The organism is Aquibacillus kalidii (assembly GCF_014280935.1).
In the GTDB taxonomy this organism is placed as follows: domain Bacteria; phylum Bacillota; class Bacilli; order Bacillales; family Amphibacillaceae; genus Aquibacillus_D; species Aquibacillus_D kalidii.
The window spans coordinates 254,499-273,658 of sequence record NZ_JACLZI010000036.1; the positions used below are offsets into that span (position 1 = coordinate 254,499).

Consider the following 19,160-nt stretch of genomic DNA (forward strand, 5'->3'; position numbering starts at 1 on the left):
TTCTATTCCCCCACGATTAATGTACTTATATAATCAACAGTTGTCTCAACAATATCATCCGGAACATCTTGACCATGGGTAACGTACGCAACCCCTTTATTATGCAAAAGACAAAGATTTAATATTGCTCCAAACGTTGTAGTCTCATCTTTTTTAGTGAAAATTAACTGTTTAATTGGAATATTTTTAAATTGAGTAAATATCTCTTCCAGATCAGTTGCCCTTGTTGTAAGCGAAAGGACTAAATAAGTGTCAATGTCATGCGTTAAGTCCACTACCTTGCCTAAATCCGCAATGTATTTAGGATCTCTAAAATTTCGTCCAGCAGTATCCACTAATACCAGATCGTAATCCTTAAACTTTTCTCTAGCCTGACGATAATCTTCAATCGAGTATGCAATCTCTAACGGAATATCTAAAATTTTAGAATACGTCTTTAATTGTTCAATTGCGGCTATTCGGTATGTGTCAGTCGTGATCAACGCAACTTTCTTTTTATCCTTTAACATACTGTTTGCAGCAATTTTAGCAATTGTTGTTGTTTTTCCAACACCAGTTGGGCCTACTAGATGGACGAATTTTTTTGAATAGTCGATCTGATGAAATGATTGCTTACCTAGTCTATTTTTAATTTCCTTCCGGAGTAATCCTTTAATATCTTCATAGCTAATCTCTTGCTTATTGCTAGAAGGATACTCCATAACCGTTTCGATCAAATCATAAGCTAGTTTGCCGTCCACTTCTTTATCAATCAATAAATCATAAACTGCCTGATAAGAGGATGGAAAATGGTGTTGTTGTTTAGAAGTATTTTTTTCCATCCACCTCCTAAGCTCTCTCACTTCTTCAATTACCTTATCATTATTAATTGAATCATTGGTCTTTTGACTAGTCCGCTCAAATTTAATATCTGCTAATGATGGTTGTGGTGGTGTTTTCTTCGGTTTTTCTGGCTGTGGATCAACTGCTGCTAAAACCTCTATTTTTCTTTTCTTAAATAACCCGAAGACCCCACCTTGGTAAACCTCTTTAGAATTCAGAATTACCGCATCACTACCCAATTCTTTACGAACTTGCTTCATAACCTCAGGCATGGTTGGTGCTGTATACTTTTTTACCTTCATGCTACGTTCACCACCCCGATACTTTGTACTTCTAGATTTGGTTCTAATTCGTTATAGGATAATACAACCACCTGCGGGAAGAAACGATCAAGCAATTGCTTCACGTACATACGAATAGTTGGTGAACACAATATTATTGGTGTTTCCTCTTGCAGGGTAAGTTGCTCCATTTTTTCTGTTACAGAATTAATAATTAGTTGTTGGGATTCAGGATCCAAGGATAAATAACTTCCATGCTCCGTTTGCTGAATATGTTCTGCAATCATTCTTTCTACTTCATTACCAACAGTAATTACTCGTAAAGAGTTATTCTGCCCTACATATGTTTTTGTTATTTGAACAGCTAACGATTGTCTGGCATATTCTGTTAATAAGTCGGTATCATTCGTCATTTTTCCAAAGTCAGCCAATGTTTCGAAAATAACCGGTAAATTCCGAATAGATATTCCCTCTCTTAACAATTTAGCTAATACCTTTTGTACATCCCCAATTGAAAGTGGGTCTGGTGTAACTTCTTCAACAAGGATTGGATATGTTTCTTTTAAATGGTCTATCAATTGTTTCGTTTCTTGTCTTCCCAATAGTAAGTGGGCATGACTTTTGATTATTTCTGTAATATGGGTTGAAACGACAGAAGGTGGGTCAACAACTGTATAACCTGAAAGTTCAGCCTCATCTTTTACCTCTTCACTTATCCATTTAGCTGGTAAGCCAAAGGCAGGTTCAACCGTATCGATCCCTTCCATGTTATCTTCTTCCATACCAGGACTCATGGCTAGGTAATGATCTAACAGTAACTCCCCGCTTGCCACTTCATTGCCCTTAATTTTCAACCGATACTCATTAGGATTAAGTTGTATATTATCTCGAATTCTAACAACAGGTATAACAATACCAAGCTCGATTGCTAGCTGTCTTCGAATCATCACAATACGGTCTAATAAATCTCCACCCTGATTGGTATCCGCTAATGGAATTAAAGCATAGCCAAATTCAAACTCTATAGGATCCATACTTAACAATCCAACAACATTTTCAGGTGCTTTCATATGATCAGATTCTGCCTGTTCCTCCACTTCTTCTAAGTTTTCTTCAACAGAAGTCTCTGGCCTTGATAGGAAATACCCTCCTGCTGCTAATACTAACGCAATCGAAGTAGTTAAAAAGAAGTTTATTGGCGTTAATCCAAGTAGGAAAATGGTACCAGCCGCAATATAAAGCATCATTGGAAATCTAAATAACTGCTCCGTTACATCTGTTCCAAGATTTCCTTTTGAAGCTACACGAGTAACCATGATACCTGTTGCAGTTGAAATTAGAAGTGCTGGAATCTGAGAAACTAGTCCATCTCCGACAGTTAACTGCATATAAGTAGTTATAGCTTCTCCAAAACTCATATCCATTTGCATCATACCGATAATTAAACCAAAAATAATATTAATTAGTACGATAATGATACCTGCAATAGCGTCCCCTTTTACAAACTTACTAGCACCATCCATCGCACCATAAAAGTCAGCTTCATGCTCTACCTTCTGACGTCTCTCTCTTGCTTGATGTTCATTGATCATGCCAGCATTTAAATCTGCATCAATACTCATTTGTTTTCCTGGCATCGCATCTAGTGTAAATCGGGCTGCAACTTCCGATACACGTTCACTACCTTTTGTTATAACCATAAATTGAATGATAATTAGAATGATAAAGACAACAAAACCTACTAAGGGATTATCTCCGATAACGAACGTACCGAACGTTTCAACAACCCCTCCAGCTTCTGCTTTAGACAAGATAGACCTAGTAGTAGACACATTTAGTCCTAGTCTAAAAAGAGTTAGCAATAATAATAGTGAAGGAAATACAGAAAACTGAAGCGGTTCAGAGGTATTCATTGATACAAGAATTACAATAAGTGCTAAGGATATATTCATTAATATGAAAATACTTAATAACCAACCAGGTAATGGCACTACTAACATAATGATTATTAAAATAACACCTAACAACACTGATAAATCTTTTGCTTTCATCTACTTTCCCCACTCCTTAGAGAAATTTAATTTATCTCTTTTCTAATTTCTCTTTACTAATAATCATGCTTTCTGCTTCAAGCGATAAACATAGGCAAGAATTTCTGCAACAGCTTGATAGAACTCTTCATTAATTACATTGCCTATTTCTACTTGGTCATACAATGCTCTTGCTAAAGGTCGATTTTCTACTAACATAATTTGATTAGCCTTAGCAATTTCCCTAATTTTAAAGGCTACAAAATCGACACCTTTAGCAACAACATATGGCGCATCCCCTTTTTCTTCATCGTACTTTATAGCAATCGAATAATGAGTTGGGTTTGTTATAATAACATCCGCCTCTGGAACTTCACTCATCATTCGGCGCATCGCCATCTGTCGTTGCTTTTCTTTAATTTTGGATTTTATTAGAGGATTACCTTCAATATTTTTATATTCATCTTTTATATCGTTTTTAGACATTCGGATATTTTTTTCAAAGTCATATTTTTGATAGGTATAGTCCATCACAGATAAAATCAATAAAGCAATCGAAGCAGCGATACCCATTTGAATCGTTATATTTCCAAAAAATGCTAAAGCGCCATTGACATCTTTTCCAGCTAACATCATCATGTCATCTTTGTTCATCCAAAGAATTGAAAAAGTCACGACACCTACAATCGATATTTTTAATAATGACTTGAGTAATTCCACTAGTGCACGAGCAGAAAAGATTCTCTTAGCACCTTGAATTGGATCAAGCTTATTTAATTTCATTTGTAATGGCTCAGTTGTAAATAAGAACCCTATTTGCATGTAGTTAGCAGCTACACCCGCAAGCATTGCAATTCCCATAACAGGAGCAAGCGTCATGGCCATCTCTAAAGTTAATTCTACGAACAGTGTATGGACACTGTACTCAGTTATGTCCCAATGAATATATTCTGTGAAGGACTTTTCGTACATGGAAGTCATAGTATCTTTCCATTGTCCTCCCATTACAATTAATGCGATAAATACAAAAAACAATAAAATAGCCGTATTAACATCCTGACTTTTTGCAACTTGTCCTTTTTTACGAGAATCTTGTCTCTTTTTCGGAGTCGCTTTTTCTGTTTTTTCTCCAGCAAAATATTGTAAATCCAAATGAAGTTTCATCTAAGCACCTCCGAAAAATCGCATTAATCCTTGCATGGTTTCCAACATTAATTCAAAAAGATCCTTCACAAGCATGACATATATACCGATAAATATAATAAGGACGAACAAAGCAACTAAAATTTTTAGAGGCAGTCCAACAACAAACACATTTAATTGTGGAACAGTCCTTGCCACTATACCAAGTGCTACATCTACTAGAAACATACACCCTACGATCGGTATTGACATTTGAAAGGCAATTAGAAACATCTGACTAAATGTTTGAAGGATAAATGCAATTGTATTCCCATCACCGAGGTCTATTAAGGAATCAATCGGTATGGTATCGAAACTATACATAATCCCGTTTATGATAAGATGGTGCCCATTAACAGTGAATAAAAACAATAAAGCAATCGTATAAAAGTATTGTCCCATTAACGGACTTTGTGCACCTGTTTGCGGATCAACAACGTTCGCAATTGCAAACCCCATTTGAAAATCAATAAATCCTCCAGCTATTTGTATCGCAGACAGGACGATATAAGCGATTAAACCTAAAGCTAGTCCTACAATTATCTCTTTCAACAGTAATAAAATGAACATGCCGTCGATAGGTAATTCAGGAATAGGACCTGTAAAGAATACGATCCAAGCAAGAAAAAAACCTATTCCAATCTTAAAGTGAGTCGGCACATTTCGGTAAGAAAATATCGGTATTGTTACAAAAAAAGCCGTAACCCTAAACAGTATCAGTAAAAATGCTGGTAAACTATTTATATTTATAACTTCAATCATTGGTTACCCTACAAACTGATTCAAATTTTGAAATATATTTGCTGCAAATTCAACCATTCTTCCTAGCATCCACGGTCCGAAGAAAACCAAGCCAACTAGTACTGCTACTATTTTAGGAATAAAAGCAAGCGTTTGTTCTTGTATTTGGGTAGTTGCCTGAAAAATACTTACTAATAGTCCAACGACTAGAGCTAGTATTAATAAAGGTCCAGTAACCATTAACACCGTATAGATGCCTTTTTCAGCTAGAGAAATAACAAATTCACCACTCACAGTTCTTTCCCCTCTCCTCTACCTTCATTTATATCTAGAATCCTTCTAATAAGGAGTGTGTGATCAAATACCATCCATCAACTAAGATAAACAACAATATTTTAAATGGTAGAGAGATCATAACAGGTGGGAGCATCATCATCCCCATAGACATTAGAACACTGGCAACAGCCATATCAATGACCAAAAATGGAATGAATATCATGAATCCCATTTGAAACGCTGTTTTTAGTTCACTAATAGCAAAAGCTGGAACTAAAGTGGTAAGCGGAATATCTTGAACTGTTTCAGGCCTGTCCATCTCTGCATAATTGATAAACAATGCAAGATCCTTTTGCCTTGTATGTTTAGCCATAAACTCTTTTATAGGTCCACTAGCACTTGTATATGCTTCATCTAACGTTATTTCTTCATTTAATAAAGGTGATAACGCCTCTTCGTTAATCTCTTGAAATGTAGGTGCCATAATAAAAAATGTCATAAACAAAGCAATACCGATTAAAACTTGGTTTGGTGGCATTTGTTGTGTAGCAAGAGATGTTCGCACAAAAGATAGCACGATTAGGATTCTTGTAAAACTAGTCATTAAAACCATAATACTTGGTGCTAAAGAAAACACAGTTAAAAGTAATAACAATCTTACTGATGTGGATACATTAGTAGGGTCTGTGCCAGAAAAAATATCTACAAACTCATTCATGACGATCCCCTTCTTTTTTAGTAAAATCTTTCCTTACCTTTTGTCTACCTTTAACCAATGATTCAAGTTCCTTTTGAAACATATTAGTAAATGTTTGTGTTTGGCTATTCTCAAACTTATCATTGGTTTCAACTTTCTTAGTTTTAGGCAGAAATGTTTTAACCAAATTAGTGGGGTTGTAGTCTGTAGGATTATTCGCCATCAATTCTGATTTCGTTTTTTCATCCGTTACCTCTAACAGCATTTCTACTGTATCCCCAACCCCAATAACATATATTCTTTCACCAATTCTAACTGTTTGTAATGACTTGTTTGTCCCTAAAGGAATTCCACCAAGATTCTCTAATGAACGTGTTTTTTGCACCGTCTTGTTTTTACCATTAACTATCTTTAGAACAAAATAGATCAAAATAATAATGATTGCTAACGCAAAAACTAATTTAACAGTACTTATGAACATGTTAGGCGGTTCATAAGTACCTTCTTCTTCTTGAGTTTCATTTTCTACATTTTCTTCATTCTGTTTATCAGTTTCTATTTTCTTCTCTTCATTGCCAAACATCTCATCCACCATGGGAGACGCCTTTACTTGGGTAGCTTCATCTTGAAACAACCAACTAGCAATTATTAAGCACACCAAGAAAATACACTTTTTTATTGGGATCACCTCATTAATCTAATGCTTTAGAGATTGCCTCTAATACTCGATCAGCCTGAAAAGGTTTTACAATGAAATCTTTAGCACCAGCTTGAATGGCATCAATTACCATAGCTTGCTGCCCCATTGCAGAACACATAATAATCTTAGCTTCTCCACTCATCTTTTTGATTTCTTTTAAGGCTGTAATACCGTCCATTTCAGGCATTGTAATATCCATCGTAACTAAATCTGGAGAAAGCTCTTTATACTTTTCAACAGCTTGAGCACCATCTTGTGCCTCTCCTACAACATCGTACCCATTTTTACTTAAGATATCCTTAATCATCATTCTCATAAATGCTGCATCATCAACGATTAATATTTTTTTACCCATGTTAGTTCTCCCTCTCCCGAAACCATTTTTATTTTAATTTTTTTAGTCGATCTGATTGACTTACTATATCTGTAACTCTTACGCCAAAGTTTTCGTCAATAACAACTACTTCACCTTTTGCAATTAGTTTGTCATTTACGTGAATATCAACTGGCTCTCCGGCTAATTTATCAAGTTCAACAATAGAACCAGAAGACAATTCCAGAATATCTTTAATTGTTCTCTGTGTTCTTCCCAATTCCACTGTAACCTTTAGCGGTATATCTAACAGCATATCTAAATTTCTTTTTTCTGTCTCTGGTAAATTTATGCTACTAAAATCTGAGAAAGATGCTGCTTGTACATTAGCATTGGGTTGTGAAAAACCACCAATTTGTTTAGGCTCTTGTACTTGTTGATAAACCGGTTGTTGTGTTTGGTTAGCATAGTTCCCACTATTTACTTGTGCTTCAGAAGCTTGATTATAGGAACTTGCTTGTACCGATTCTTCTAACACACTACTTGCAGATGCCATTTGATTCACTGTTTCAGTCACTTCTGCTTGGGCCTCTTGCGGTGGATTCAACAGTTGATCTACTAACTCTTTCGCAAAAGAAACTGGTAATAATTGCATAATACTAGAGTCAATTAATGTTCCGATTTTTAGATCGAAAGAAACTTTAACAAACACATCATCATTAGGAATATAGTTCTTTCCTTCTTCTTCCTTTACATCAAGTAATGTTATAGCAGGTGGTGATATATCCACTCTTTTCGTAAACAGGGTCGACATACTAGTAGCTGCTGTTCCCATCATTTGATTCATTGCTTCTTGAACTGCGCTTAAGTGTATTTCACTTAACTCAACTGAGTCGACTTTTCCTTCGCCACCTAACATGAGATCCGCAATGATCGCAGCATCTGTAGATTCTAATACGAAAAGGTTAGCCCCAATAAAACCTTCTGTAAATTTCACTTCGACTCCAACATAAGGGTCAGGAAATTCCTGCTCTATGTCTTTTTTATGAATCAGAGAAACAGTGGGTGTTGTAATATCCACCTTTTGATTTAATAATGTAGACAAAGTAGTAGCAGAACTACCAAAAGAAATATTTCCAATTTCGCCTATTGCATCCTCTTCTAATGAGGACAAATAATCACCATTAGATGGTGCGTTATCAGCAGGCTCATTATTATCTTCATCCTCGATATCACTACCATTTAAAAGCGCATCTATTTCATCTTGAGACAACATGCCATCATTCATCATATTGGTCCCCCTTCTTAATTTCCTCAATAACTTGAACCGCTAGTTTATGTTTCTTTTTACCTGGCTGAACGTGGAACATTGGTTCTTTGTCGACAAGAAGATGTAATGGATCTTCGATGGATTTATCCAACAAAATGACATCATCTCGGTTTAAATTCAACAAGTCGTCTAGTGTAATAGTGGTTTCTCCCAAGTTAACTGTCAGATCAATAACTGCTTTTTCTAGGTTTTTCGATAAATCTTCAAATTCTTCAGGATTGCTTTCCTTAGCGTTTTCTGTTTGCATCCAATAGTGTACAGATAGTTTTGGAATGATTGGTTCTAATACAACATGAGGAATGCAGATATTAATCATTCCACTACTTTCTCCAATTGTAGTATTTAATGAAACAACAACTACTGTCTCATTAGGCGAAACCAATTGTAAAAACTGTGGATTTACTTCAAAGTCTTCTAACATTGGATCAATCTCCACTACAGAACGCCAGGCTTCCTGAAGATTGTCAAGAGCCTTTTCGAATAGCTGCGACATCAATGTCGTTTCAATTTCTGTTAGGTTCTCAACTTTATTAATACTACTACCTTTTCCACCTAACATACGATCGAGCATGGCATAGGCAATGTTTGGATTAAATTCAAAAATAATTCTACCTTCTAACGGCGTAACACTATACACATTTAAAATAGTCATAGTCGGTATCGATCGAATAAACTCCTCATATGGAATTTGATCTACTGACGCCACTGAAATATGCACATAGGTTCTTAGTTGTGCAGAAAAATATGTTGTTAAGAGTCTCGCAAAGTTTTCGTGGATACGTGAAATGCTTCTGATTTGATCCTTTGAAAAACGGAGTGCTCTTTTAAAATCATAGACCCTGACTTTCTTATCTTTCTCTTCTTGTTTTAATTGATTGGCATCCATTTCCCCAGAGGAAAGTGCAGATAACAAGGCATCAATTTCATTTTGCGATAGTACTTCCTCAGCCAAAGAGGCTCACCTCCGTTTTAGGAGTCATTATCACTGGATAATTTTATTAATGATATAAACATCAATAATTTTCCCTTCAGTCATTAACTCGTTCATTTTAGTCTTTAAGTTTGACTCTAATTCTGTTAGTCCAGATTTAAAGTCAGCTTCCGTCAAAGATACAGATTGTTTTATAAATTCATTTTTAATTTGGAATGAGCGTTGTTCTATTTCTTTCTTAGCTTTCTCACTATCAGTCATAAATTGAAATTGAATCTGTACAAAACTACCATCTTGTAGGTCTGTATTCATTTCTTCAGTAGTAAAAGAATATTCCACCATTTTATCCAAACTAAGTGGCTCATCTTTCTTATCTCCGAAGACATTTAATACTAACACGAAAGCTACTACTCCGGTAATGGTAATTGCGACCAAAATAGCTATCAATATTTTTAATAGTTTAGGATTCATGATGATCACCTGTCTCTTTATAAAATCCTTGCAATCCGATTGTTCGGTAGTAGTTTGTCACAAGTTTTATTACTTCCTGTTCAGATTGTTTTACTACCAATTTTTTATTATTAGTTAAAGTAATGGTTGTGTCAGGGAACGATTGAATCTGTTCAATATATAAAGCATTTAATGTAAAGGCATCTCCGTTTAATCTATTTAATTCAATCATTAATTTGGTGGGGAGCTAGATCATAGTATGACTAACTCCCTGCCTCCTTTACCTATCGTTTTAGATTTACTAATTCTTGTAGAATTTCATCAGAAGTAGTAATAATTCTTGTATTTGCTTGGAAACCACGTTGCGCAGTGATCATTTCTGTAAATTCTTCGGCAAGGTCAACGTTAGACATTTCTAGAGCACCAGAGACGATGGATGCTGATCCTTCTTGTTCTGGAGTTACTAGATCTCCAATCGCATTAAATTCTCCATCATTGTCTGTAAATACACCTGCGTTATTAGTCATTTGGAACATATTTCCTCCAACTTTCTGTAAACCACCTGGGTTAGAGAACTTAGCTAGTAATATTTGCCCTGAATTCTGTGTTTTGCCACTCGCATCAACATAAGTAACAAGACCATTACCTTGAATACTAAAGCTCTCTGCATCTTCAGGGATTTTAATTCGACCCAATACATCATTAGGTTTTCCATCAAAAGCCATAAGCGGATTTCCATTAGCATCATTAATAGGATTACCAGCATCATCCACAACAGGAACATCTGCTATATCTGCATTACCTAATAAGTACTGACCATTAGCATTAACTACATATCCTTCATTATCAAGGTAAAAGTTTCCAGCTCGTGAAAAGGACATTGGCGTATTATTCATATTGATTCCAGAAGCCTCATCATTAGCAGTAATAAATTCTAGGTTATCACCAAGTACAAACATTCCGTCACCCTCTAAAGCTAAGTCTAACGTTCTATTAGTTGTTTGTCTGTTCCCTTGGGTATGGATATTATCGATAGAGCCAAGCTGAGAACCAAGTCCTACCTGTGCTGGATTTATACCACCACGAGTCTGAGTCGGTCCTTCAGCACCTGAAAGAGTTTGACTCATCATATCTTGAAAAGTAATACGACCTTTTTTGTATCCTGAAGTATTTACATTGGCAATGTTATTACCTACAACATCTAATTTTGTTTGGAAGTTTTTCATTCCCGAGATCCCTGCGTACATTGAACGTAACATTTAATCCATTCCTTCCGTTTTTATGTAGCTACATCAGTCAGTCAGTAGCTCATGAAGGCTTCCCTTATCTTGGGTCCAGCCTAGTCTAATAAAATCGTCCCATTAATATTTGTGAAAATTCGACTTGCTGCTTCAGTTCGGTCCATTGCTGTAACGACCGTGTTATTCGTTGCACTAACTACCAATGCAGCATCGTTGGTTAGCACTAAAGAGTCGGTAATACCTTTTTGTTTTGCTTCCCATACTTTTTCTGAGATTTGTTGCCACTGCTTATCGTCAATCATGATCTTTCGCTCGGTTAAGCGCTCCTTTGCATGTTTACTAATACTAAGATCTTGTACCTTAGATAGAACATCTTGGAAGGATGTTTGACTGATATTCTTTGTCTGGTTGTTTTTATTCGGCAACAAAGCTTGGCGATGTATTTGCTGAATGCGATGATCCATTACATCAGCTCCTTACTTTATTCCGCTGAAGGATTATTTACTTTTAATACTTCATCCGTATATATTTTGGAACCGTCTTTTAATTCCAATACAGCTTTACCTTGAGATTGACTAACCGCTGTTACTGCGCTTTTTGTTGTTTCCTTTGGTTCCATTATTTCACCAGTCTCTTCATCCAACTTATAAAAGGAAACTTCCTTTCCAATCAAATGACTATACTGAATCACAGGTGAAATTGATTGATTTTGCACTAAAGAACTAATGGAATTGGACATGTTCATCATTTGTTCTAGTGAAGAGAAACTTGCCATTTGGGAGATAAACTCTTTATCTTCCATTGGATTTAATGGATCTTGGTTTTGTAATTGTGCCATTAAAATTTTCAAAAACTCTTCCTTACCCATTGTTGAACTAGTTGATCCTCTAGTTTGATTTGTTAAATAAAGAGAAGGATCTATTCGGGTCATGTTGATTCACCTACACTTTCTCATTCATCAAAAGCTGATGAAAGCTAGTTTCAGTTTCTTGTTCATTAGAAGACTGTGTATCCTGTTGTTCATTTGATTGCTCACTGTTTTGCTCCTTCGTTTGTTGGTTCGTTTGTTGTTGTTTTAAACCTTGCTGATCCCCAGCAAATGAAGGTAAATCTTGTTTTTCAATCATAACCTGGTGTGGTGAAAACATATGTCTTAACTGCTGTAGATTGCCTTCTAAGAGCTCTTTCGTACTCTGGGAGTTGACAGTCATCTTGACAATCATTTCACCATTGACTTGAGTAAGTTTCACCATTATATCGCCGAGATTTTCTGGTCTAAGTTTTAATAACAGTTGATTTCCGTTTAGTCCGGTCATAAATTTACTAGATTTTATAACCTGTTGAAACTGATCTAACAATTGTTTTTGAACCTTTTCACTATCATTAGATGTTTGATCAAGATGAATAACAAATTGTTGAACTTTAGACATAGGTAGATTGTTCATTTGAATCTGCCCATCATTAGATATAGCTGGAGATCCGTCAGTTGCTGAGACATTATTAGATGTTGTAGTCAATGCACTACTCAACCATCTGGCTACATCTTTACTAGTTACGGTAGCAGTTTCCTGATATTTCTGCTGCATACCTGTTCTATTTTGATAAACTTGCAATAACTTACTCCAAACCGCTTCATCCTGTGTACCATCAGCATTACTAGTTGGTATCATCTGCTCTAATCCCGTTTTTAAACCGTTTGACTTTGCAACTTTAGTCCATTGCTCCAATAGACTTAGGATTTTAACTTGATCTTGCTGAGAAATATTCTCTGTATCAAGCTGTTGCAGTAGTTGCTTCACTTCAGTCCACAAATTAGAAATAGTATCGGATAATTTAGTGGTATTAGAATGTTCTATAGTACTTTCAGCCAGGTCAATCGTTTTATATGGTGTATAATTAAGCTGTAAACTAGCCAATACATTTAATGGCTCCATGTTGGAAGTGATTAAATTATCTTCTAGGTCTTCTCCAGACTGCAGTGCTAGATTTATGTCACTTTGAAGCGTACTAAGTTGTTCCACTAGTACTTCTTCATCAACAACTTGTCCTTCAACAGATAATTCTTCAGCAAGTTCCTTTAGTAGAGCTTCTCTTTCACCTTCGTCATCTACCTTTAATAATTTTCGCAGTGTACTATTTATATTGTTTTCATCATTTATCTGTTGCTCAGTTATTAGTTTGGTAGACTCAGATTGTTTATTTTCTATGCCTTGATTTAATTGTTTCTCGACGTTTTTCATTTCTGCCTGAAAAACACCTTTTGCTGCTTGAACTGGTTTAGTTGTTTTTGTTTGATTACTAGTAGAAGGTAATGATATCGCAACACTTTCCACTATTTCACCTCCCTTCAAGTTCTTTTACTAGGACTAATCTTGCATTTGAACTAATTGATTAGTTAGTTGAGCTGCAACGGTAGGGTCCATTGACCCAAACACCTCGCCTCTTTCTTTGGTAGGCAACTGCTTAAGAATAGATACAGCCAAATTTTCTTCCATATTAGTAATAATAGAAGCAGCAGCTTCCGGCTCCATTTCCTTAAAAGAAGAGGATACCTCTTCTAATACAACAGAGTTGTCTTCTTTTTCAGCAGTATTTATCTCTGATTCCTTTTGCTCTAACTGCGCCGTTAGGTTTTCAACTTCTTGTTTTAACGAATCAATTGCTGCGTCTCTTTCACTAACTTGTCCAGTTAACCCATCGATTTCTGCAGTTTTTGCATCAATTTTCTCCTGTAGCTTCTGAACTTCTTTGTTATGAGCACCCTCCACATCAGTCGTTACAACAGATGAAAGAAAAGGGACTTTATTTGCAAATGCTTCTGCTTTCCCAATGACGTCGATACCAGAGAAACTCATAATGCCTATAGCAATAACTAACGCAAAAATAAGAGGGACTATAAGAACAACAAACCATTGAATTGGAGTGGCTTTCTTTGTAACTTTTTCTTCAGCTTGTCTTTTAGCCATACAATCACCTATCTTTGTGGAATAAAAACTGTCTAACCGACGTCTCATCCATTACTTTATTGTCTTCAATTAGTTCCAGTTGGACTTGTTTTTGTTTTTTCTGTTCAATCAATTTTTCAAATTTCTTAACTTCTATATGTGCATCTGTCAATGCTAACTGCTTGATATCCATTTCATTTCTAGCTTTATTAACTGTAACTTCAAGTTGTAAAATTTTCTTGTTTAGCTGCTCCAAATAAGAATAGTGAGTTGCTATTGTAGTTACTGTACCTACATTCTCGATATAAGTTTGATACTGTCGCTCTATCTCTTCTTTTTTCCGTAGTAGGTTATACAACTTAGTTGCAATGGCTTCAAAACTCTCGACCGACTGACTATATGCCATTTGTGCGTCATTTTTTTGAACTTGCCGATAGTCTAGAATTTTTTGAAAGGTTTTTACATTAGCCACTAATTACCACTCCTACCAACCAATTGTTGCAATTCAATTAAGGACTGCTCTCTCGTAATCATTTCTTCTGTCTCTTGCTTCAAGAAGTTCACTATTTTAGGTTGAGTTTGAATCGAATGGTCTATGTCTCTGTTCGTTCCTCGTTTATAGGCACCAATTTGTATCAGTTCCACGTTATTTTCATATGTTGCTAACATCGAACGAACTTCCTGTGCCCATTTTTGTTCTTGTTTCGTAGTCACTTGTGGCATCACCCTACTAACTGACTTTAAAACGTTTAAAGCAGGAAACTGTCCTTGCTCCGCTAATTTTCGGTCTAAGACAAAATGCCCATCAAGAATTCCCCTTGCCGTATCCGCAATTGGTTCATTCATATCATCCCCGTCAACTAAAACAGTATAAAATGCGGTGATCGATCCTATATCATTTGTACCTGTTCGCTCTAATAACTTAGGAAGAATAGCAAAAACAGATGGAGTGTAACCTTTCGTAGTAGGAGGCTCACCTGTTGCTAAGCCAACTTCTCTTTGTGCCATTGCAACACGGGTAACAGAATCCATCATAAGATTTACGTGAAGACCCTGATCTCTAAAATATTCACAAATCGCTGTTGCAGTGTAAGCACCTTTTATCCTCATTAGAGCAGGCTGATCAGATGTTGCAACTACTACAATCGATTTTTTCAGTCCTTCTTCACCTAAATCCTTTTCTACAAACTCTCTTACTTCTCTCCCACGTTCTCCTATTAATGCAATAACATTAATATCGGCATCACTATTTCGTGCGATCATTCCTAGCAAGGTACTTTTACCAACGCCACTACCAGCAAAAAGGCCAACACGCTGTCCTTTCCCAACCGTTAATAAGGCATCTATCGATCGTACACCGATCTGGACTGGTTCTAAAATTCTAGGTCTTGACAAAGGATTTGGAGGAGCTTGCTCTGTTTGATAATCTCCCATTCCCTTAGGTAGTGGTGACCCATCTAATGGATTACCAAGCGAATCAATCACCTTCCCGATCAATCCGCGTCCCACTTTGATCGTTAACGGCTTATTAGTTGCTTCCACTAGGCAACCTGAGCCAATTTCTTTAATCGGTGAATACGGCATAAGGAGAACATTTTCCTTGTTAAAACCGACTACTTCAGCCAAAATTTTACGAGTGGACTTCGATGTGTGAATATAACAAACATCACCAACGCTTACTTCAGGTCCTTTCGACTCAATCATAAGTCCAACAACTCGATGAATCTTACCATATCGCCTATAAGTGTCCATCTGTTTGACCTCATCAAGATAACCTTGAATGTTCACGCCTTACCTCCTCAGACAGATTGAAAAGTTTATTTCTTAGTTCCTGTAATTGACCTTCAATACTTGCATCAATCTTGCCATATGGTGTTTCAATTACGCACCCGCCCTTTTCAACATCCGTATCTGGATAGATCGATAGTTCTGATCTTGATCCTACAATATTACTCAATTCCTGTTTTGACTCTAGTATCAACGTATAGTCTTCTGGATGCGCAAAAACCAAAATTGACGGTTGCTCTTTCACTTCTCTTAAGACGCCCTTAACTATTTGCAAAATCGGGTTATCTTGTTCTACACGCATATGGACAACCTTAGATGCAACTTCAACACTAAGTTTCAATATATCTTCTTCACTCTGTTCAATAATAGATTGATAATCTTGTTTTGCGAGATCGACTATTGACTTTGCATAATCAATTAACTCAATATACTGAGAGTGACTATCCTCTTTTCCTGTTTGGAAACCTGCTTGGTATCCCTCTTGCTGTGCTTGTTGTATATAAGCTTGTTTCTCACTTTCCCACTGTTGCTTTTCTAGCTCAATTGTCTCTTTTGTAGCTGTTAGTAAGTCTTCTATTTCTTTTTGTGTTTCCGTTAACTGTGCACGAGTAGCCTCAAGTTTTTCTTCCGTCATTCTAAGCTCGTCTTCTACAATATCTACCGTCGAATCTTGAGGCCGGTTCACAATGATTGGTTTTATTCCTATTATTTTTTTCTGGGCTTGATCATCATATCTATAAATACTAGACAATAATATCATCCCCTCCACCACGGGCTATAACTATTTCTCCAACCTCTTCTAAACGTCTAATAACGGACACAATTCTCGATTGAGATTCTTCCACATCTCTCAATCGAACAGGACCCATGAATTCCATCTCTTCTTTAAACGTTTCTGCCATTCTAGTAGACATGTTCTTAAAGACAACATCTCTAACCTCTTCACTAGCAACTTTAAGTGAAAGTCGTAAATCATCATTTTCAACTTCTCTAATAACTCTTTGTATTGCACGATTATCCAAAGTAACAATATCCTCAAACACAAACATACGTTTCTTAATTTCCTCAGCAAGTTCGGGATCTTGTATTTCTAATGCATCTAAAATCGTTCTTTCCGTACTTCTATCAACACCGTTTAACACTTCCACAACAGCCTGAATACCACCTGTTTGTGTATAATCTTGTGTAACAGTAGCAGACAATTTTCTTTCCAGTACTTGTTCTACTTCATAGATTATTTCTGGTGAAGTAGAATCCATCACAGCAATACGCTTTGCGATATCAGCTTGAACATCTTGTGGAAGCTCAGATAGGATTTGTCCTGCTTGATCAGCTTCAAGATAAGATAAAACAAGCGCAATAGTTTGAGGATGCTCATTTTGTATAAAATTCAATACTTGTGATGGATCAGCTTTCCTGGCAAAATCAAACGGTTTTACTTGCAAAGAAGAGGTTAGTCGATTGATAATATCAGATGCCTCTTTTTCTCCTAGCGCCTTCTCAAGAACAGTTTTTGCATAGGTTATACCGCCCTGCGAAATGTAGTCTTGCGCAAGTGCGATTTGATGAAATTGATCTAATACATCTTCTTTTTCTCCTGTGTCCACTTTTTTTACAGAAGAAATCTCCAACGTAAGCTTCTCTATCTCTTCTTCCGACAGGTGCTTATAAATCTGAGCAGAAACATCTGGACCTAAAGAGATCAAGAGAATTGCTGCTTTTTGCCTCCCTGTTAATGCTTGTTTATGTCTTACCATAACAGTTGACACCCCTTAATCTTCCGAAATCCAACTTCTTAATAGCTTAGCAAATTCCTCAGGCTTGTCCTTCGCCATTTTTTCTAATTGTTTCTTTCTTCTACTTGCTTCATTGTCTTCTAATGGTTCAATATCTGGAATTGGTTCTTCAATAGAAGCAGATATTGCCTCTTCTGTTTCCACTACATCTTCTTCCGTCTTCTTCTTTCTACGTAGCATAAAGATCAATCCGGCAATAATAACTAGTAGTAATGCGCCTCCAGCTATATACGCCCAAGTCGGTATTCCCGCACTAGGTGTTGGTGTTGAGAAATCTGGTTGTCCATTAAACTCTTGGAAAACAATCGATACTTTTTCCTCTGGATTCACTTCACCATAGGACTTGTCAACAGAGGTAGAGATAATCGAGTTCAAAATCGAAGAAATACCTTCTTGTACAGCAGCTTCTTCTTGTTGGCTCAAATATTGTACTTCGTCTGTTCCATCAGCATTGTCTTTTGTATTATCAACAGCTACCTGAATACCTAAATCACGCACCTTGTATGGACTTTCTGTAATATCTTTCTGAATTCTATTAAACTCATTGTTGATAGATTCTTTTACCATCTCGTAATCGCCATCATTACCCTCTTCTGTAGCAGGATAATTTGTAACATCACCTTCACCAGTTCCAGCTTCCCCAGTTACTGGTGGGTTACCTGTATATGATTCTTTAATAGTTTCGATGCTTACAGGAAGTCCTTCGGTTCCATCTTCACTAACGGACTCTACTAGTTGCTCTACTCTGTTTTCCTGGGTAAAATCAATGTCTGCTGTTACAGATGCGATAACCTTATCTTTTCCTACCATCATCCCCAACATTTGTTGAACACGACGTTGGATATCTCTTTCGATATCTTGCTTAATTTTTTGTTGATTGGTATATGTGTCACCAGTTGCAAAGCTATTTGAATTATTTAAGTCAAAATACTCAAAGTTTTGATTCATAATGACGATATTATCTGTAGGAAGATTTGGAACTGTTTTGGAAACTAAATGGTATAAGGAACTAATTTGACCTTGTTCAAACTGATAACCTGGTTTTGTATTAAGCACAATGGATGCAGATGCTTGCTGCGGTTCATCACTAACAAACACCGACTCTTCTGGTTTATTTATCATTACGTTAGCATCTTCAATACCTTCAATACTTTTCATAAGGTTAGCTAATTCTGTTTGCATAGCATCAAGTTTAATAACGTCAAACTCATTATCAGTCATCCCCCATGATGCATTACCACTAAAAAAGGAATAGTCAATGCTCCCACTATTAGGTAGTCCTTGAGCTGCAAGGTCAACTAGTAAAGTATCTACCATTTCTTCTGGCACCTCTATCGTTGTACCACCATTAGTAAGTTCATATTGAACTCCTCTTGCGTCCAACTCGGCTTTTATTTGTCCTACCTCTTGTAAGGAAAGATCTTTATACATCGGGACCATCTTGCTCGTGTTAGCAAGTAGAGTTCCTCCAACAACTACTAGGAGGAACAATAGAATAAGGCCCAAATATAAAGTTCTTTGTGATTTTGTTTTGGTATTCCAAAAATTTATAAATTTTTCTCTATAAATATCTATTTTTTGTTTCATCTTCTGCCCCCAACAAAAACACATCTTTTATTTTTGGAAGCCTATAATCC

Annotated in this window: 22 protein-coding genes; all 22 read right to left on the minus strand. The window is 36.3% G+C overall.

All coding sequences use genetic code 11. The features are described 5' to 3' along the window. Nucleotides 1-2 precede the first annotated feature (2 nt). The 22 genes from flhF to fliF all read right to left on the minus strand — a co-directional run bounded on the left by flhF (nucleotide 3) and on the right by fliF (nucleotide 19,110). Nucleotides 3-1,124, minus strand: a complete 1,122-nt coding sequence (gene flhF, locus H7K77_RS08915; RefSeq protein WP_186577454.1) for a flagellar biosynthesis protein FlhF — start codon at nucleotides 1,122-1,124, stop codon at nucleotides 3-5. Continuing rightward, nucleotides 1,121-3,154, minus strand: a complete 2,034-nt coding sequence (gene flhA / locus H7K77_RS08920) for a flagellar biosynthesis protein FlhA (RefSeq protein WP_186577455.1) — start codon at nucleotides 3,152-3,154, stop codon at nucleotides 1,121-1,123. The genes flhF and flhA overlap by 4 nt, the downstream gene beginning before the upstream one ends. A 63-nt stretch (nucleotides 3,155-3,217) precedes the next feature. Then, nucleotides 3,218-4,297, minus strand: a complete 1,080-nt coding sequence (flhB, locus tag H7K77_RS08925) for a flagellar biosynthesis protein FlhB (RefSeq protein ID WP_186577456.1) — start codon at nucleotides 4,295-4,297, stop codon at nucleotides 3,218-3,220. After that, nucleotides 4,298-5,077, minus strand: a complete 780-nt coding sequence (gene fliR, locus H7K77_RS08930; protein WP_186577457.1) for a flagellar biosynthetic protein FliR — start codon at nucleotides 5,075-5,077, stop codon at nucleotides 4,298-4,300. Between the two features lie 3 nt (nucleotides 5,078-5,080). After that, the gene (gene fliQ, locus H7K77_RS08935) at nucleotides 5,081-5,350 is read right to left on the minus strand and encodes a flagellar biosynthesis protein FliQ (protein WP_186577458.1); all 270 of its coding nucleotides are present in this window, start codon (nucleotides 5,348-5,350) and stop codon (nucleotides 5,081-5,083) included. 34 nt (nucleotides 5,351-5,384) lie between these two features. After that, nucleotides 5,385-6,050 (minus strand): flagellar type III secretion system pore protein FliP, encoded by a 666-nt coding sequence (fliP, locus tag H7K77_RS08940; RefSeq protein WP_186577459.1) that lies wholly within the window; start codon nucleotides 6,048-6,050, stop codon nucleotides 5,385-5,387. Continuing rightward, the gene (locus tag H7K77_RS08945; RefSeq protein WP_328701084.1) at nucleotides 6,043-6,687 is read right to left on the minus strand and encodes a flagellar biosynthetic protein FliO; all 645 of its coding nucleotides are present in this window, start codon (nucleotides 6,685-6,687) and stop codon (nucleotides 6,043-6,045) included. Before H7K77_RS08945 ends, fliP begins: the two co-directional genes overlap by 8 nt. A gap of 34 nt (nucleotides 6,688-6,721) precedes the next feature. After that, complete coding sequence (locus tag H7K77_RS08950) at nucleotides 6,722-7,084, minus strand: response regulator (RefSeq protein WP_186577461.1); 363 nt, start codon at nucleotides 7,082-7,084, stop codon at nucleotides 6,722-6,724. A gap of 28 nt (nucleotides 7,085-7,112) precedes the next feature. Beyond that, nucleotides 7,113-8,333 carry a flagellar motor switch phosphatase FliY gene (gene fliY / locus H7K77_RS08955; RefSeq protein WP_186577462.1) on the minus strand — a complete coding sequence of 407 codons (1,221 nt, stop codon included), beginning with the start codon at nucleotides 8,331-8,333 and terminating at the stop codon, nucleotides 7,113-7,115. Next, complete coding sequence (gene fliM / locus H7K77_RS08960) at nucleotides 8,323-9,324, minus strand: flagellar motor switch protein FliM (protein WP_186577463.1); 1,002 nt, start codon at nucleotides 9,322-9,324, stop codon at nucleotides 8,323-8,325. Before fliM ends, fliY begins: the two co-directional genes overlap by 11 nt. Nucleotides 9,325-9,354: 30 nt before the next feature. Beyond that, nucleotides 9,355-9,774 carry a flagellar basal body-associated FliL family protein gene (locus tag H7K77_RS08965; protein WP_186577464.1) on the minus strand — a complete coding sequence of 140 codons (420 nt, stop codon included), beginning with the start codon at nucleotides 9,772-9,774 and terminating at the stop codon, nucleotides 9,355-9,357. Next, entirely contained in the window at nucleotides 9,764-9,985 is a 222-nt protein-coding gene (locus H7K77_RS08970; RefSeq protein ID WP_186577465.1) for a flagellar FlbD family protein, read from the minus strand. Before H7K77_RS08970 ends, H7K77_RS08965 begins: the two co-directional genes overlap by 11 nt. A 52-nt stretch (nucleotides 9,986-10,037) precedes the next feature. Continuing rightward, the gene (gene flgG, locus H7K77_RS08975) at nucleotides 10,038-11,012 is read right to left on the minus strand and encodes a flagellar basal body rod protein FlgG (protein ID WP_186577466.1); all 975 of its coding nucleotides are present in this window, start codon (nucleotides 11,010-11,012) and stop codon (nucleotides 10,038-10,040) included. An 80-nt stretch (nucleotides 11,013-11,092) separates the two neighbouring features. Further along, a complete protein-coding gene (locus H7K77_RS08980) occupies nucleotides 11,093-11,458 on the minus strand; it encodes a TIGR02530 family flagellar biosynthesis protein (protein WP_186577467.1) in 366 nt (121 codons plus the stop codon). A gap of 17 nt (nucleotides 11,459-11,475) precedes the next feature. Continuing rightward, the gene (gene flgD, locus H7K77_RS08985; RefSeq protein WP_186577468.1) at nucleotides 11,476-11,925 is read right to left on the minus strand and encodes a flagellar hook assembly protein FlgD; all 450 of its coding nucleotides are present in this window, start codon (nucleotides 11,923-11,925) and stop codon (nucleotides 11,476-11,478) included. A 10-nt stretch (nucleotides 11,926-11,935) separates the two neighbouring features. Continuing rightward, complete coding sequence (locus H7K77_RS21715; protein WP_186577469.1) at nucleotides 11,936-13,327, minus strand: flagellar hook-length control protein FliK; 1,392 nt, start codon at nucleotides 13,325-13,327, stop codon at nucleotides 11,936-11,938. Between the two features lie 33 nt (nucleotides 13,328-13,360). Beyond that, nucleotides 13,361-13,960: a MotE family protein gene (locus H7K77_RS08995; protein WP_186577470.1), complete on the minus strand. Its 600-nt coding sequence runs from the start codon at nucleotides 13,958-13,960 to the stop codon at nucleotides 13,361-13,363. Between the two features lie 4 nt (nucleotides 13,961-13,964). Then, nucleotides 13,965-14,411, minus strand: a complete 447-nt coding sequence (fliJ, locus tag H7K77_RS09000; RefSeq protein WP_186577471.1) for a flagellar export protein FliJ — start codon at nucleotides 14,409-14,411, stop codon at nucleotides 13,965-13,967. Next, nucleotides 14,411-15,727, minus strand: coding sequence for a flagellar protein export ATPase FliI (gene fliI, locus H7K77_RS09005; RefSeq protein ID WP_186577472.1), 1,317 nt, complete (start codon nucleotides 15,725-15,727; stop codon nucleotides 14,411-14,413). The genes fliJ and fliI overlap by 1 nt, the downstream gene beginning before the upstream one ends. Then, complete coding sequence (gene fliH / locus H7K77_RS09010) at nucleotides 15,705-16,478, minus strand: flagellar assembly protein FliH (protein WP_186577473.1); 774 nt, start codon at nucleotides 16,476-16,478, stop codon at nucleotides 15,705-15,707. The genes fliI and fliH overlap by 23 nt, the downstream gene beginning before the upstream one ends. Beyond that, nucleotides 16,471-17,484 carry a flagellar motor switch protein FliG gene (gene fliG, locus H7K77_RS09015; protein WP_186577474.1) on the minus strand — a complete coding sequence of 338 codons (1,014 nt, stop codon included), beginning with the start codon at nucleotides 17,482-17,484 and terminating at the stop codon, nucleotides 16,471-16,473. Before fliG ends, fliH begins: the two co-directional genes overlap by 8 nt. Before the next feature lie 15 nt (nucleotides 17,485-17,499). After that, nucleotides 17,500-19,110: a flagellar basal-body MS-ring/collar protein FliF gene (gene fliF, locus H7K77_RS09020; RefSeq protein ID WP_186577475.1), complete on the minus strand. Its 1,611-nt coding sequence runs from the start codon at nucleotides 19,108-19,110 to the stop codon at nucleotides 17,500-17,502. Nucleotides 19,111-19,160 lie beyond the last annotated feature (50 nt).